At 42.0% G+C, this 17,088-nt stretch carries 14 protein-coding genes and 1 pseudogene; 5 read left to right on the top strand and 10 right to left on the bottom strand.

Translation table 11 applies throughout. From position 1 onward, the window contains the following. Nucleotides 1–11: 11 nt before the first annotated feature. From C8D84_RS07790 to aspS, 8 genes are all read right to left on the bottom strand, one after another. Nucleotides 12–779 carry a glycosyltransferase family 25 protein gene (locus C8D84_RS07790; RefSeq protein WP_109591275.1) on the bottom strand — a complete coding sequence of 256 codons (768 nt, stop codon included), beginning with the start codon at nucleotides 777–779 and terminating at the stop codon, nucleotides 12–14. 10 nt (nucleotides 780–789) lie between these two features. Further along, nucleotides 790–1,554 carry a glycosyltransferase family 25 protein gene (locus C8D84_RS07785; protein WP_109591273.1) on the bottom strand — a complete coding sequence of 255 codons (765 nt, stop codon included), beginning with the start codon at nucleotides 1,552–1,554 and terminating at the stop codon, nucleotides 790–792. 45 nt (nucleotides 1,555–1,599) lie between these two features. After that, nucleotides 1,600–2,622 carry an NAD-dependent epimerase gene (locus C8D84_RS07780; protein WP_109591271.1) on the bottom strand — a complete coding sequence of 341 codons (1,023 nt, stop codon included), beginning with the start codon at nucleotides 2,620–2,622 and terminating at the stop codon, nucleotides 1,600–1,602. Then, entirely contained in the window at nucleotides 2,622–3,788 is a 1,167-nt protein-coding gene (locus C8D84_RS07775) for a nucleotide sugar dehydrogenase (protein WP_109591269.1), read from the bottom strand. Before C8D84_RS07775 ends, C8D84_RS07780 begins: the two co-directional genes overlap by 1 nt. Nucleotides 3,789–3,829: 41 nt before the next feature. Further along, nucleotides 3,830–4,831, bottom strand: a complete 1,002-nt coding sequence (locus C8D84_RS07770; RefSeq protein ID WP_109591267.1) for a Stealth CR1 domain-containing protein — start codon at nucleotides 4,829–4,831, stop codon at nucleotides 3,830–3,832. Between the two features lie 16 nt (nucleotides 4,832–4,847). Continuing rightward, a complete protein-coding gene (locus tag C8D84_RS07765) occupies nucleotides 4,848–5,564 on the bottom strand; it encodes a glycosyltransferase (RefSeq protein WP_372860760.1) in 717 nt (238 codons plus the stop codon). A 380-nt stretch (nucleotides 5,565–5,944) separates the two neighbouring features. Next, entirely contained in the window at nucleotides 5,945–6,901 is a 957-nt protein-coding gene (locus tag C8D84_RS07760) for a lysophospholipid acyltransferase family protein (RefSeq protein ID WP_109591262.1), read from the bottom strand. Between the two features lie 67 nt (nucleotides 6,902–6,968). After that, complete coding sequence (gene aspS, locus C8D84_RS07755; RefSeq protein ID WP_109591409.1) at nucleotides 6,969–8,795, bottom strand: aspartate--tRNA ligase; 1,827 nt, start codon at nucleotides 8,793–8,795, stop codon at nucleotides 6,969–6,971. Nucleotides 8,796–9,163: 368 nt separating this feature from the next. Here aspS and sohB point away from each other — a divergent pair, with 368 nt between their 5' ends. From sohB to C8D84_RS07730, 5 genes are all read left to right on the top strand, one after another. Further along, a complete protein-coding gene (sohB, locus tag C8D84_RS07750) occupies nucleotides 9,164–10,144 on the top strand; it encodes a protease SohB (protein ID WP_109591260.1) in 981 nt (326 codons plus the stop codon). A 245-nt stretch (nucleotides 10,145–10,389) separates the two neighbouring features. After that, entirely contained in the window at nucleotides 10,390–11,640 is a 1,251-nt protein-coding gene (locus C8D84_RS07745) for an acyl-CoA dehydrogenase family protein (RefSeq protein WP_170108292.1), read from the top strand. Between the two features lie 152 nt (nucleotides 11,641–11,792). Further along, complete coding sequence (locus C8D84_RS07740) at nucleotides 11,793–13,070, top strand: phosphotransferase family protein (protein ID WP_109591258.1); 1,278 nt, start codon at nucleotides 11,793–11,795, stop codon at nucleotides 13,068–13,070. A 68-nt stretch (nucleotides 13,071–13,138) separates the two neighbouring features. Beyond that, a complete protein-coding gene (locus C8D84_RS07735) occupies nucleotides 13,139–13,897 on the top strand; it encodes a histidine phosphatase family protein (protein ID WP_109591255.1) in 759 nt (252 codons plus the stop codon). A 237-nt stretch (nucleotides 13,898–14,134) separates the two neighbouring features. Further along, nucleotides 14,135–15,004 (top strand): SDR family oxidoreductase, encoded by an 870-nt coding sequence (locus C8D84_RS07730; RefSeq protein WP_109591252.1) that lies wholly within the window; start codon nucleotides 14,135–14,137, stop codon nucleotides 15,002–15,004. Between the two features lie 126 nt (nucleotides 15,005–15,130). On the opposite strand, the gene C8D84_RS07725 is transcribed toward C8D84_RS07730, so the two are convergent. Beyond that, complete coding sequence (locus C8D84_RS07725; protein WP_060490965.1) at nucleotides 15,131–16,831, bottom strand: AMP-binding protein; 1,701 nt, start codon at nucleotides 16,829–16,831, stop codon at nucleotides 15,131–15,133. A gap of 179 nt (nucleotides 16,832–17,010) precedes the next feature. After that, nucleotides 17,011–17,088 (bottom strand): annotated as a pseudogene (locus C8D84_RS07720) (IS1595 family transposase); the annotation flags it as partial.

Raw genomic sequence — 17,088 nt, 5'->3', positions numbered from 1 at the left:
GATAAAAAATACTATTTAAAAACTACTTCTGTTGCAAATATGGATTTCTTAAGCTTCATCGCAACCCTGTTAATTTCGCGCTTCGCTTTAAACATAGCAGATTTTTTCTCTGACTTCATACGACCTTGACGATCTATAATTAGGGCGCTTGGGAGCGAGGGATTGCCTTTATTTAACAGCATTTCTTGAATGCATAGAGCAGGGGTCATTTGATAGACGGGTTCAGCGTCATGTTTGATAAAATCGTCAAACATTAACTCATCAAGCGGTCGCAGTTTGTTTTTTGAGATATAGTCCAAATATACTTGCGCACCACGCAACGACAAAATATAACCGGCTGTACCTAAATTTTTCCCTTTTAATTGGGCAATGCGCCGCCTATTTGAGACAATCTCAGAGGAGTTGGAGGACAAGAAGACTTTTTCGGAAAAGGCTTCTGTTTTAATAATATGCCAGTCAGGTTTTATCCAACTCGTGGTGGTTAATAGCGTTTCTGCATCTTCACCTAAATATATATCGTCTTCAAAAATGGCTAAATACGGTATATTTTGATCAATCATTTGTTGCCAAACGGAAGCATGACTCATAAAACATGCCAATTCGCCACCAGTCAAAGCGATGTTTTCTAAATCAATGGGCAAATTTTGAGCATAAGCATGAGCCAAATCTGGAGTTAACGCATCAAAGAACTCAAAATCTACTTTATGTTTGCCAAACTCTTCGTTTATATGCTTTCTGCGCTCTACCGCAGATTCTAAACTTATTACGATATTTTTCATAAAATATAAACTACTTGTTTAGGTATAAGTTGGCAACAGCCGTGGTTTTATTTTGCCACATTCTTTTCTGTTTTTTTATATTATAGGACAAGTCTCTATTTTCTTTGTATTTGCGTTTTATGTTTTGCGAAGCTTCGGTTCCTAAGATATCGCTGTCAAGTCCCAAGGGCTGTACCAATGCAGGCCAAACCCCCAAGCCTTTCCCGTTGTCACTCAGCCATTGTTGGAAAAATATATCAACGGGCATGGAGATGGGTTTGGCGGCTGCTATAAATGCTTCAGCGCCCTTACGCGACCAAATGAGGCCAAGACCACGAATAGGGAAATAATAGGCGTGCCATAATGTATGTTTATCAAAGCTCACGATATCCCGAGCAAGCTTTTTCTTTTTTGCTGCAAGATTTATCAAGTACCAGTCCAACGTTGGATGAGCATATAAAAACGCTAGGGTTTCATTGACTATCGTCTTGAAGCTGGTAGACAAGGTCATATCATCTTCTAGCACCACCAAAAAATCAGCATCCGTCTGCAAAAATTGTTCAGCGCAGTTGTAATGACTTAGATAACAGCCGATTTCAGCGCTTAATAAACCACGTCCTAGATTTTTTCTGGCTTGAGAGTCATCATAATCTGTAAAATCAGATAAATTTTTACCACGACCATCATAGGCAGGTATCCTTTCAAATGGCCAGTCTATCTGCTCTAACTGCTGAGTTGCGCTCTCTAGACGCGTATCGCTTCCATCTAAATTAATCAAATATGTCAATGTTTTCATAGGTTGACCCTTCCTTGCTATATCTATTCTATGACTTATCGAGTTTTATGCTTGCTGTGATTCTCTTGTTTCTTCTAGATAATAGGCTCTGTACCAATCGACAAATTTTAAGATGCCATCTTCGATGCTGGTTTCGGGTCTAAAGCCAATGTCGGCTGTTAGCTCGTCTATGTCGGCATAAGTCGCTGGGACGTCACCTGGCTGCATGGGTAACAAGTTTTCTTTTGCTTTTTTACCGCATGCACTTTCAATCGCGGTAATAAAGCGGCGCAGCGTTACGGGTTGGTTATTACCGATATTGTAGATTTGGTAAGGTGCGATTGCTGTGGTCGCAAAAGATTGTTGTGGTTCTGGGATTTTATCGATAATACGAGTGATGCCTTCGACAATATCATCAATGTAGGTAAAATCACGTTGCATCTCACCATTGTTATAGACATCTATCTGCTCGCCTGCTAATATTTTTTTGGTGAATGAAAAGTAGGCCATATCAGGGCGACCATAAGGGCCATAGACCGTAAAAAAGCGTAACCCTGTCGTGGGGATATTGTATAAATGACTATAAGTATGTGCCATTAATTCGTTAGATTTTTTGGTCGCAGCATACAAGCTAATAGGATAATCTACACGATCTCCAGTGCTAAAAGGCTGCTTGATATTCATACCGTATACAGAGCTAGAGCTGGCGTATACCAAATGTTTTACCTGAGTCTGTCGACAGCCTTCAAGCACGTTCAGAAATCCTACTACATTGGAATCAATGTATTCATGTGGCTTTTCGATAGAATAGCGCACGCCCGCTTGTGCGCCGAGATTAATCACGATATCAAAGCCATGTTCAGCGAATAAACTGGCCATTGCTTCTCGGTCAGCCAGATCTAAGGTGATAAAACTAAAAGTATCTTCGTTTGATTGTTCGTTTAGGATTTTGAGACGGTCTTTTTTTAACGTAACCTCATAATACGAGTTTAGGTTGTCAATACCGACAATAAAGCAATCTTTGCCCAGCAATGCTTTAATTAAATGAAAGCCAATAAAACCTGCGGCACCAGTCACTAAAATCTTCATTAATCACTCCCAAACAAATCTCTAGTAAACACTTTATGCGACACATCTTGGATGTCTGCAGATAAGCGGTTTGCCACGATAATATCGCTCATGGCTTTGAATGCGTCCAAATCCTTAATGACTTTTGAGTTAAAAAACTCTTCTTCTTTTAACACGGGTTCATAGACAACCACTTCGATACCTTTTGCTTTAATACGCTTCATAATGCCTTGAATAGCAGACGCTCTGAAATTGTCCGAGCCACTTTTCATCACTAGTCGATGGATACCAACAATTTTTGGTTGCTTTTCAATAATTTTATCAGCAATAAAATCTTTACGGGTACTATTAGAGTCCACAATGGCTCTGATGAGGTTGCTAGGGACGTCATCATAATTTGCCAATAGCTGTTTGGTATCTTTAGGCAAACAATATCCACCATAGCCAAACGATGGATTGTTGTAATGATTGCCGATACGCGGATCTAATCCTACGCCTTCAATAATTTGCTTGGTATCTAACCCAAAAGTCTGGGCATACGTATCCAGCTCATTAAAATAGGCAACACGCATCGCTAAATAAGTATTAGAAAATAATTTAATGGCCTCAGCTTCAGTAGATTCAGTAAATAGCAGAGGAACGTCTTTCTTTATCGCACCTTCCAAAAGCAAATCTGCAAATTGTCTCGCACGTTCCGACTGCTCACCGACGATAATTCTCGAAGGGTAAAGATTGTCATATAGCGCTTTGCCTTCGCGTAAAAATTCAGGCGAAAAAATGATGTTATCTGTCAAAAATCGTTTTCTAATGTCATTGGTATAGCCGACGGGCACTGTTGATTTTATAACGATTAGCGCATTTTTATTAACACTCAGCACCTCTCCAATGACGCTTTCAACACTTTGGGTATTAAAATAGTTGGTCTTTGAGTCGTAATCCGTAGGGGTAGCAACAATAACAAAGTCTGCGTCTTTGTAAGCTGCTTTGGCATCTAAAGTGGCTGTGAAATCGATGGGTTTGTTGAGTAAAAAATCTTCAATATCTGGTTCTTCAATAGGAGATTGTTTGGCATTCAACATCTCCACTCTTTCTGCTATGACATCGACAGCGATTACTTTATTGTGCTGGGCAAGTAACATAGCATTGGATAAGCCGACATAGCCTGTACCTACTACTGTTATTTTCATAAAAATTCCAAGGTTATATTTTTATTATTATAAGATTGATTCTATTTAGTGAGATTTAGCAATAACGATGATGGCAGATGCTGTGAAAACTTCTGAATCATCGCCTCGGTAATATTGTTACGGGAGTCAGGGTCAAGCAAGTCTAAGCTTTGTATACACCCATATTTGATAGATTGTTTTTGCAAACCTGCTAAAAAATCCTCAACACCGTTTTCATTTTTTAAATAGTTGATTGCTACGGGTGGCTTTAGACAAGCTTCCCCTTGTTGAATTTTTAGATGATTCATTAAGGTAATGGGGTTTACCTGAGCCACATCTCTAAATTTATATTGAATTTGCTCAATCAATAGCTGAGGGTTATGTAAAAGATAGTTTTTTAAAATATTTTTATCGACAATATGGGGATAGTGGTGCACTTCAAAAAACTGATTCATCCCCAAGATTTTAGCGCTGAGCATTTGAGCAATCGTATGTTTGGGTTGAACTTTTTTGCCCGATAATTTTTGTAGAAATTTTCGATATTGGAGTTTAGCTTGTAGAAGGGTGTTTTTTCGCCAATGACCATGAATGATAATCGTGTCGTCATCTAAAAAATCTGTAATAACAGCAGGTTGGTTGAAGAAAAAGTCATCATTCATATATATAAAATAATCAGACAGACCTGAGATATTCCATAGCATGCTTTCAATAGACCGCGTGTTAAAAGTAGGCAAAAACTGCTCATAGCCCGCAAAGAGGTCTTTATGATCGATGATACGTATCTTGTCTTTTGCACAAATATCTTGTTCAGCAAACGCTTCAATCAGTGCCGGTTGCTGTTGGTCGGTGACAATATAGATATGTCGACAGAAAGGTACGTATTTTATGATGGAGGCAATATTGTAATATATTTCATCGTTACTGGCGAAACGTGTTGAGCTGATAGCATCAGATGCCGCGCTGGTTGTTTTCTGATAACGCGCTCTTTTTTGTTTGAGCAGTGGCTCATCACCATCTACCCAAGCAATCACAATATCTATTTGCTTTTCATCATCTGCTTTCATGGTATTTCCTATGGGTTTATCGCCAATAATCTTTTAGCCAAGGGCTTGGCTTAACATGACGATACCACTTGCCGCCGCTACCATTGATGGCATCTGGCGGATTAATCTCACCATGAAAGATGACAATCTTTGCGCCATCTGGCAGAGTAGGTGCGCGCACAAAGTTAAAGGGAATAGGGGCGATGCATTGGTACTTGAAGCTGACACACCATGTTTTATCCCAATACTCTAAATGATGATGCTCACGTAAATAGTTAGACAGATAAGCCTGCTCATGGCGCACTTGGGTACGAATGGTGGCAAAGTTACGCTCAAAGTTTGCGAGCAAATCAGGATAGGTGTTCATGCCAATATTGAAACGATAAACAGAGCTATTACCAATCATTCGCCACGGTTTTTTCCAATCACGGATAATCACCACGCTGTCTTTGTGCTGAGCTTGATAGGTAAAAAAGGCATCTATGTTGTCAACAATAACAATGTCGATATCTAAAAATAAAGCCACACCCTTGAGACCATATAGTTCAGGTTTGAAAGTCGTGAGTTTTTTCCAACCACGCTCAGGCCCAGCAGGCAAATCCATCTCTGGAATAGGATGGCAAGTCACAGCAGGGTCGATACCGCTGCTATCATCAGTGAGGCAGATCATTTGGAAGTCTAAAGTCAAATGGCGACTGACCATATTATAAAGACGGTTGACGTACTCAGCGCCGTATTTGTCACCCCATTTCATACAGATAACATAACGCTGCTCAGCAGTGCTGCGTGCGTGCGTGTGGTCTGTCGATGAGGTATTGGTTACGTCAGTTGCCATAATGCACTCATATTAATATAAATAAAAAATATTTAGGGCGTGTTCTCATTTTTAACATAGTGATAAAAATGAGATAAATTGCCGTCAAATGAAAAAATAGCGCAGACAATATTGAGCTATTGACTGACTATTTGACGCTGTTTGGCAAAATTTGGCCATCTTTAATCCATTTATAGGACGATCGATTGAAATGAGAACACGCCTTAGTAACGTTTAAAGGTACAAAAGTCAGCCAATACTATCACAGCTAGGATTCACGATATCTCTAAACGTTTGGCTAATTGTAAGGTCATTGTTCATTATTCATTGCCGGCGCGTGTGGTTGTATCATGAACGTTTTGATCAGCCCGCTTGTTGTCAAGAATGAATTTGGCTAAAGTTTCTTCATCAACGTTGTAAGGATTCCCTAATGTGGGAATATGTTTGAAACGTCGATAGCCCCACATATAGTGACTACATTTTTCTTCAATCATCTGTTGCATGGCTTGGTTAAGTGCATAAGCGGCGGTCTCGGCATGACGATCATAAAGTGCTGGATCATCAAGCTTATAACAATAGATGTCAAATCCACGACCATCGTCACGGCGAATACAAGATAAGCCGACCAAGGCACATCTGGTTTTACTAGCAAGTTTAGAAGCAAGCGTACTGGTTAATGTTTTAATACCAAAAAAGGGCACAACCACGCCGCCCGAAGGGTCGGGAACATGATCGGGTAAGACGATACTAAAGCCACCTTGTTTGAGGGTTTTAAATATGGCTTTGACACCGCTACCATCGGTTGGTACTAAGGTCGCATTAAGCCTTGAACGCCCTTGTAGCACAAAGTTGTTGGTAATTTCGCCTTTGACAGGTTTGTACATAATGGTTGGGGAACCAAATTGATTGAGCCAAGCGTTCATCATCTCCCATGTACCGAGATGCGGCACGATAGCGAGCATGCCGTTGGCACTCGCAAGTCCTTCTAATAAAATGTCTTTATTATGAACGTCGCGAATCTGAGCGATACTCCACTCAGGTGGCATGGCCCAGCTTTTGATCGATTCAATACTGGTCAAACACTGGTGATAAATAATCTCTTTGGTTAACACTTGTTTTTGCACATCAGTCAGCTTAGGCGCAATTAACGCCATATTGATACTGACTGTACGCATGATACTCAAATTGGGTATCTTGATAATCACCCACGCAACAAAACGTGCCAGTATCTGCAAGACAGACAATGGCACGATTTTAAAAATGTGATACGGATTCATAACCATTCACACGGTGATGAATCACGTAATAAGTACTGAAAAAAATATCCGGACATCGTTAGACCATTTATTGCGCAGGTTTGTTGGTGTCAGCCTGTGCTTTTTCGCGCACACGGATACCAAGATCACGTAGCTGTTTGCTATCGACTTCAGCAGGTGCTTGAGTTAGTGGGCATTCAGCAGTTTTGGTTTTTGGGAAAGCGATAACATCACGGATAGAGTCCGCGCCTACCATGAGCATAATCAGACGATCCAAACCAAAGGCCAAGCCACCATGCGGCGGCGCACCGAATTTTAGGGCGTCAAGTAAGAAGCCAAACTTGTCTTGAGCTTCTTGCTCGCCGATACCTAAAGCATCAAGTACCGCTTGCTGCATATCAAAGGTATTGATACGTAAGCTACCACCGCCAACTTCTGTACCGTTCAATACCATATCATAAGCGATAGAAAGGGCAGATTCTGGGTTGTTTTTCAATTCATCAACAGAACCTTTAGGTTTAGTAAACGGGTGATGCATTGACGTCCAACGACCATCGTCCGTTTGCTCAAACATTGGGAAATCAGTGACCCAAAGTGGCGCCCACTGACAAGTAGTCATTTCAAGGTCTAGACCAATTTTTTGACGTAGTGCACCGATTGCGTCATTGACGACACTGGCTTTATCCGCACCAAAGAAAATAATATCGTTGCTTTCTGCACCAGTACGTTCAATCAAGCTGACCAATACGTCATCGGTCATATTTTTGATGATAGGAGACTGTAGGCCAGATTCTTGGTCGACGCCGTTATTAATGTTGCTGGCGTCATTGACTTTGATATAAGCCAAACCACGTGCACCGTAAATGCTAACGAATTTGGTATAAGCATCGATTTGCTTACGGCTTAATGACGCGCCACCAGGAATTCGTAGGGCAGCAACACGACCTTTAGGATCGTTAGCAGGACCGGCAAATACTTTAAAATCAACGTCTTTCATTAAATCAGCAACGTCGATGAGTTTTAATGGAATACGTAAGTCAGGCTTGTCTGAGGCATAGTCACGCATTGCTTCAGCGTAAGTCATGCGTGGGAATTGCTCAAACTCAACATCCATCATGGTTTTGAATAAATGCTTAATCAAACCTTCGTTGATGTTCATGATTTCTTCTTCATTTAAGAAAGAAGTCTCAATATCGACTTGGGTAAATTCAGGCTGACGGTCAGCACGTAAGTCTTCATCACGGAAACATTTAGCGATTTGATAATACCGATCAAAACCTGACACCATCAGCAACTGTTTAAATAGTTGTGGTGATTGTGGCAAGGCGAAAAAGTTACCTGGGCGTGTGCGTGATGGCACAAGGTAATCGCGCGCGCCTTCTGGTGTCGCACGAGTCAAGATAGGGGTCTCAACGTCTAAGAAACCATGGTCATCTAAGTAACGACGAATGGCGGACGTGGCTTTAGCACGGAAAACCATACGCTCTTGCATTTGCGGACGGCGCATATCAAGATAGCGGTATTTTAAACGCAAGTCTTCTGATACCGTGGTTTTCTCATCATTTAATGGGAAAGGCGGTGTTTCAGATTTCGCCAACACTTCAATTTCTTTGCCCAACAGCTCAATTTGACCACTGGTCATATTATTGTTTTCAGTACCCGCGTAGCGTTGACGTACGCGACCAGTGATTTTTAGCACATATTCAGGACGTACCGCATCAGCAGTAGCAAAGGCTTCTGGTGTATCAGGGTCAACGACGACCTGCAAGATACCAGCGCGGTCACGCATGTCTAAAAAAATCACGCCACCGTGATCGCGACGACGATGTACCCAGCCTACGATACTGATGGTTTGATCGATGAAGCTTTCGGTTACGGCTCCGCAATATTCGTCTCGATATTCGCTATGCGTCATAGTGCTTTGCGTCATAATATAATTATCCAGTTGTCAGCCCAATTCGAAATACAATAATGCAGCCATTGCTGTACGATTCAAGCTATCCGCTAAAAACGCACAAACACCGCGATTAAGACAAATGGTCATCACGTTGGCTACAGAAAATTTGGTGTAAACGCATATTATGCCTAATCTGCCCTTGTTATACAACCAGTGGCGTCCAATCAAAGGGTAGGAAAGTATCAGTAATGGGCGTATTTATTCAGTAACATTTGCATTGGGTTAAATATTGTCATTTTGCTTGAAAATATCAGCCACTGTGCACATATCAGGCTCACTTATAAAATCTTATTAAAATTATTCTAATCATGTAAGGAATGCTACTCATGCTTTTTCACCCTGCTAAGAACCCTGTTGAGCTACAAGTTGTTCATCTAAATAAAAGCCAAGAACAACGCCGTGAAGACTTAATGGAGGCAACTCAAGGTAAAGCCGCGCTTAAGCAATTCAAAAAAGTAATGGCTAAAAAAGCCAAGCAAGCATTGAAGGCAAAAAGCAAAAATAAGAAAAAAAACAGTGATAATAAATCACAAGTTTTCGTTCTCGACTTTGACGGTGATATCAAAGCCACGGCAGTTAAACATTTACGCGAAGAAATCAGCACATTGATCAGCAGCGCAAATAAAGGTGATGAAGTCGTGGTACGTCTTGAATCAGGCGGCGGCTTGGTTCATGGTTATGGTTTGGCAGCAGCGCAATTGGCACGTCTAAAAGAGGCTGGTTTAAAATTGACAGTTTGTGTCGATAAAGTCGCGGCCAGTGGCGGTTATATGATGGCTTGTGTGGCAGATAACGTAGTGGCTGCGCCCTTTGCCATTATTGGCTCAATCGGTGTGGTATCACAGTTACCAAACTTTCATAAATGGCTAAAAAATCATGACGTCGATTATGAGATGTTTACCGCTGGTGACTATAAACGTACTGTTACTATGTTTGGTGAAAATGATGCTGACGACCGTGCCAAATACCAAGAAGAGCTTGAGCAAACGCACGAATTGTTCAAACATTTCGTGAACACCTATCGTCCAGCATTGGATGTCGCGAAAGTCGCAACAGGCGAGCATTGGTATGGCGAAGATGCGCTAAAATTGAATTTAATTGACAGTCTGAAAACCTCAGACAGCTATATTTTAGAGCGTATGGAAGACAATGAAGTTTATGCACTGCATTCACGTCAGAAGCCAACGCTGGCAGAGAAGTTAGGGCTATCACAAGCTGCCGAAGCAACGGTGAATATGGCGATTGACAAGCTGCCAGATGCACTAGCACGTTTTGATTTTAATAGCCGTCTAAATATCCTAAAGTAGTTTTCAGTTTTCCACTCTAAATAGAAGTATTGTTTGTATTTTGTAAAAGGCGTGTCCTAGCGGGTCGCGCCTTTTTGCTGTTTATTCATAAATGCTATGTTATAAATGTGGCATACAGAACAGAGTATACGCACGTACACTATAAAATTAATATTGGGCTTTTTATAAAAGCTTTATGTGAACGTGATGAAAATCATTAACCATCAGCAAGGAAAAGGATGCCAGCTATGTCTGAAAATACATTGATGTTTACCGCCACCGAACATGGTCAAGCCATGCATGCCAAAGTCAAAGCATTTATCAAAACTCATATTGAGCCGATAGAAGCACAGTTTTGGGCGGATTGTCATGCGCAAAACCCAGACGGTAATTGGAAAAATTGGCAGTGGCCAGAAAAATACGAGAGTTTGCGTAAACAAGCACGCGAAGCCGGTCTATGGAATTTGTTTTTGCCAGATGACACGCTAGGGGCAGGGCTGTCGGTGACCGATTATGCACCGATTGCAGAGCTGACTGGTCGTAGTTTATTAGCGCCTTATGTCTTTAACTGTAATGCCCCTGATAGCGGCAATATGGAGCTTTTATGGCGCTATGGTTCTGAAGAGCAGCAAGACAAATGGCTAACACCAATTTTGGAAGGTAAAACGCGTTCGGTATTTTGTATGACTGAGCCTGATGTCGCCTCTAGTGATGCGACCAATATGCAAGCGACTGCTGTCGTCGATGGCGATGAGATTATTATCAATGGCAGTAAATGGTGGTCATCAGGTCTTGGTGATCCTGCGGTCGATATTTTGATTGTCATGGCGTATACCCCTGATGAGAATAAAGACCGTCATCACCAGCATTCGATGGTTTTGGTGCCGGCAAAGACAGCAGGCGTTAACATCGAGCGCATGCTCAAAGTCTTTGGCGATTATGATGCGCCGCACGGCCATGGTGAAGTCAGCTTTGATAATATACGTGTGCCCGTCAGTCACTTTATCGGTGGTGCAGGTATGGGCTTTGAGATTGCACAAGGTCGCCTAGGACCAGGTCGTATTCACCATTGCATGCGCTGTATTGGCGCTGCCGAAAAGTCGCTAGAGCTGGCTGTTAAGCGCGGCATGGAGCGTAGCGCTTTTGGTAAGCCATTATTACAACTGGGTGGTAATTTTGAGCGTATCGCTGAGGCGCGTATTAAAATCGATCAAGCACGTTTGTTGACACTATATGCAGCGCAAAAAATGGATGCGCAAGGCACAAAGGCAGCATTGACTGAAATCTCTGCTATTAAAGTGGTTGCGCCAACCGTGCTACAAGAAGTGGTCGATATGGCGATTCAGATTCATGGTGGCATGGGCGTTTGCCAAGATACGATGTTGCCTGCATTCTTTGCCCAAGCTCGAGCATTGCGCTTAGCCGATGGTCCTGATGAAGTGCATAAAACCATGATTGCTAAGTTAGAATTAAAGCGTCAAGGTTTTAGTCGCCCTTCTAAATCTGGTAAATCCTAAGTTTAGTCATTCATAAACTTATAGAAATTGATTTAAATGAGCATTTGCTTGAATTAATTTCTCATTAAAATTCACTATTACATCGTTAGTAGTGAATTTTCAGCCCTATATTCATTGATAAACATAATTGAGCACACGATAAGGAATGTCATATGGTAACTGCTAATCAAAGCAACACTACCGTCAAAGAAGTAGTTAATAAAATCTTAGATAAAGGCGGCGAGGTTCGTGAGGGCGAAGAGCTTGATGCCAAAGCGGTCAGCTCATGGCTACGTGCTCAAGGCGTCGATATAGAAGGCGAGCCTACCGTTACTCAATTTTCAGGTGGCGCATCAAACTGGACCTATCGTTTGCAATATGAAGGCGAAGGTAAAAGCCAAGATTTAATTTTACGCCGTCCACCAAAAGGCACCAAAGCAAAATCAGCACACGACATGGTGCGCGAATATACGGTTCAAAAATCCTTAAAAGATGCTTATCCTTATGTGCCAAAAATGATAGCGTTATGTACCGATGAGTCCGTCATCGGTGCAGATTTTTATGTCATGGAGCGTATGGAAGGGATCATTCCTCGTGCCAATTTGCCAAAAGGTATCGATTTAAATGAAGAGCAAACGCGTGCATTATGTACCAATGTCATCGATGCTTTGATTGAATTGCATCAAGTCGATTATAAAGCGCATCCTGATTTGGTCAATCTTGGCCGCGGTGAAGGTTATTGCGAACGCCAAGTGGCAGGTTGGGACAAGCGTTATGTCAAAGCCAAAACGCCTAACGTCCCAAGTTTTGCCTTAGTACGTCAATGGCTTGGTAAGCATACGCCTGCTGACAGTAAGACTTGCCTCATTCATAATGATTGGCGCTTTGATAATGTGATTTTGGATGCAGCAGATTCGACCAAGGTGATCGGCGTACTCGACTGGGAAATGGCGACCTTGGGCGATCCTTTGATGGATTTGGGCAGCGCATTGGCGTATTGGATTGAAGAAGATGACAACATCATTATGCAGCAGTCACGCCGTCAGCCCACCCATTTAAAAGGCATGATGACTCGCGATGAAGTGGTTGCTTATTATCTTGAGCAGACAGGTCTAGAGATAGACAACTGGACGTTTTATGAAGTGTTTGGTCTGTTCCGTCTAGCGGGTATCGTTCAGCAAATTTATTATCGCTACTATCATAAACAAACGACCAATCCCGCCTTTAAAAATTTCTGGATTATTGTGCACGTATTACATGCCAAATGTCTGAAGTTGATTGCTCAATATGAAGGTGAGATTTTATTTACTAGCCGAGTACAGCCGCATTTGCAAGATATGGGTGTTGATGCTGCGATGATTGAGCAGTTGCCAAGTCCTATACAGGCTGTTATTAAAGGTATCTTACCAAAGAATTATTTTGGACAAAGCGCACCTAAAGCTGAAGAGTAAGCAAATTAAAAATTGAAAATCTAGAGCTTTTAAAAATTATAAGAGTGCGATTAATAAGGCAATATTTTATGACAACCATACTTTTGGCCCGTCATGGTCAAGCGTCATTTGGACAAGAGAATTACGATCAACTCTCAGAGCTGGGTGGCAAGCAAGCGCAGATGCTAGGTCAGCATTACGCGACGACTCAGCGTCGAATCGATGCGATTTTTACTGGTAGTTTGGTTAGGCAGCAAGACTCTGCACATCATTTTTGGCAGCGTTATCAGTCATTTGTTGATAGCGATAGCAATATCTCTAGTAAGCCTGCGATCGATATAAGTGCGCCGGATAGCTATGTACTGCCACAATTTGATGAATTTAATCATAAAGACGTGTTTATAAAGTCTAATCCTGCTTTTATGAATAAAGGTGCTATTGCGGCTGAGATTGCGCAAGCAGAAGTGCCATCTATGCGTTTAGCGGAGTTGTTTGATTCTGCGATGCAGCGCTGGCATGCAGGTGGGAATGACGGTGATTATATTGAGAGCTGGTCACAATTTAATGAGCGGGCAAAACAAGCGCTTGAGCAAGTGCGTTTGCAAGCGGCTAATCTGAATTTAGAGCGTGATAGTACGGTGCTGGTGTTTACTTCGGGCGGCATTATTTCGGCTATTACCGCGCAGTTATTGCAGCAGGGCAGCTCAACAGCCTATCAAATTAATAAAAGCTTGGTTAATACGGGTGTAACGTCTATTACTTTAAAAGCGCAGAGTACACGGCTATTGTCTTTAAATGAGTACAGTCACTTATTTGCTGATGGCAAACGCTTCGTGACGTGGCGATAACATAGCATGTGATAGCGGTGAGACATCAAGGTCATAATTAAGCCACGATTAAGCCGTGATTAACATCAGGATAAAATGGCTACTCTAAACACGTAGCCGATTTTTATGTTATTAAAATCGGTTATGATAATTGTTGAGTACTTTTTGTGTATTTTTATGACAGACAAGCCGCACTTATCAATTTGCGATATTATAGACTGTCAACTTCATATAACATGGATGTAAACAGGACGTTCTATGCAAAATAAATTGATCAATTTAGTCACCAAAAGCGCCAAACAAAGTAAAAATCAGCTATTTAGCGCGATTCAGCCCGCACGATACCTAAAAGGTTTAAGTAAGCAGCAGATTGGTCATGGTAAAACAGTATTAATCACGGGTGCCAGCTCAGGACTGGGCGAAGGCATGGCAAGATTGTTTGCCAAGCTTGGCTATAATTTGGCGATTTGCGCGCGTCGTACCGATCGTCTAGAAAGTCTACAATCAGAGTTAATGGCAGCGTATCCTGATATTCGTGTTGAATATCGAGCATTAGATGTCAGCGACTATGATGCCATATTTGATGTATTTGATGCGTTCGCAACTGACTTTGGTCATATCGATCGTGTGGTGGTCAATGCGGGCGTCGGGGATAGTCGCCGTATTGGTAAAGGGCGCTTCGATACCAACCGCCGCACCGTTGAGATTAACTTTGTCTCTGCGCTCGCGCAATGTGAAGCGGCGATGAATATATTCCGCGCACAAAACAGCGGTCATCTGGTGGTGATATCAAGCATGTCGGCAATGCGTGGACTGCCTAAGCATCTGACCGCTTATGGCGCAAGTAAGGCGGGTCTGGCTCATCTGGCAGAAGGCATTCGTGCTGATATGTTATTAACCAAATTGCCCATTAAAGTCTCGACCATTTATCCGGGTTATATCCGTACTGAAATTAATGAAAATGCCAAACCACTACCGTTTGAAGTGGATGCAGATACGGGCACCAAATCCATCGTTGCAGCGATTGAGGCTGGAGTCGATGAAGCTTGTGTACCAAGTCTACCGTGGTCTATTGTCGGTCAAGCAATGAAGCATCTGCCATTACAGGTGGTCAATAAAGTCAATTAGTAACTATTTGACTTCATTGCTTTGGTATCAACAGCAATGAAGTCAAAAAGAAGACAATAAAAAACCCTCAGCATTAAAGTTGAGGGTTTTTTATTGTCTTCTTTTTAAAAATCTAAAATCTATGCACTACAAGGTTTGAGGGTTATCGGACATATGCTTTTCACGTAGCTTTTGACGCAATATTTTACCCACATTACTCTTTGGTAACTCGCTCACGAATTCGATATGACGTGGGCATTTATAACCAGTCAAATTGTCCAAAGCAAACTCTTTAATATCACTCTTGGTAACATTATTATCAGCAGGGACGATATAAATTTTGACTGCTTCGCCTTGGTGGTCATCAGGAATACCGATCACTGCGCAATCAATGATGCCTTTATAATCTAGCATGACTGACTCGATCTCATTTGGGAAGACGTTAAAGCCTGAAACCAAAATCATATCTTTTTTGCGATCAAGTAAAGTGATATAGCCCTGTTCATCCATACTGATGATATCGCCAGTACGGAAGTAACCATCGCTGGTAAAGTCATTGCTATTGTCTTTATTAAAATAGCCTGAGGTAATGTTTGGGCCTTTAATACACATCTCGCCAGCTTGATGTAAGCCGACACGATTACCTTCATCATCGACGACAATGATATCTACGCTAGGGACAGGTATACCAATCGTACCGTTAAACTTGCGATCAGTGATGACGTTAGCCGTACCAGCTGCAACCCCTTCAGTCATACCCCAACCTTCGACCATCGGGCAACCAGTGACTTCTAACCAGCGAGCAGCTGTTTGTTCAGTTGCTGCCATACCACCTGCTTGTGAGATGCGTAGCGAGCTAAAGTCCAAATCTTTAAAGGTTGGTTGGTCAAGTAAGCCTTTAAACAAAGTATTCACTGCTGGCAATATATGGAACGGCTGTTTTGACAGCGTTTTAACAAAGCCTGGCATATCGCGTGGGTTAGGAATCAAGATAAAGGTGTAACCCGAGCGCATGCCTAACAGGGTCAGCATAAAGGCAAAAATATGATAAAGCGGTAACGCCATCACCATATTGATATAGACCTCATTAATATCTGAGGTGATAGGGCGGTACCAAGCTTCTGACTGCATCGCAGCGGCGACGACGTTACGCTGAGTCAAAACAGCGCCTTTCGACAAACCAGTCGTTCCACCAGTATATTGCAAAATTGCTTTTTGCTGCAGTGTGGTTTTTGGTGCTTGGATAGGCAAGTTTTTGCCTTTTTTCAGCACATCAGGAAACTTGGTCACATCGTATTTAGGGTCATTCAGGTTATATTTAGGCACTAAGCGTTTGACCTGACGGATAACCGTATTAACCAAAATACCCTTTAGCCCCATCATATCGCCCATTTTCGAGAGGACAATACGCTTGATGTCGGTTTCTTCAATGACTTGTTCGAGTGCTTGAGCAAAGTTATCAACCACAAAAATAACCTGAGCACCAGAATCATTTAATTGATGGCGTAATTCACGACCAGTATAAAGTGGGTTAACTGGGGTACAAACGTAACCCGCTCGCAAAATACCAATCATCGTTGGCAGATATTGCGGCACGTTTGGCATCATGAGTGCAACCACACTGCCTTTAGGAATGCCTTGCGCTTGTAACCATGCGGCAACGGCAAGTGAAGCTTTATCCACATCACCATAAGTATGAGTGACCCCCATACAAATAGTCATAGGATGCATACGAAAACGATTGAAACATTCCTCATACAGCTCTATGAGGCTCTCATATTGATCAGGATTAATGGTCTTGGGTACGTTTTCTGGATATTGCGCCAGCCAAGGCTTATCTACTGTCATACTTAGCGTCCTTAAATGTTGTGATACGTTAAGGTTCTATAAAAGAGTAGTCACATCCTTGTCAACAATATAAATCATCGCCTTGAGAGCAATGGATTGTCGCGTGCTATCCTATCGATTCACAGACTGCTAAAATACGGTGACCTCTATATAAATTATTTAGGGGCTGTCCTAGATAACTAGTTCAGTTCCTGTTTAACCCATTGTTTTAGCTGGTGTAATTGACGTTTTGGATCACTGTAGTTAAAACGCCACTC

It is taken from the genome of Psychrobacter immobilis (genome assembly GCF_003148585.1).
Classification (GTDB): domain Bacteria; phylum Pseudomonadota; class Gammaproteobacteria; order Pseudomonadales; family Moraxellaceae; genus Psychrobacter; species Psychrobacter immobilis.
The sequence above is the reverse complement of the archived record's forward strand: the minus strand, read 5'-3'. Positions and strand labels throughout refer to the sequence as shown.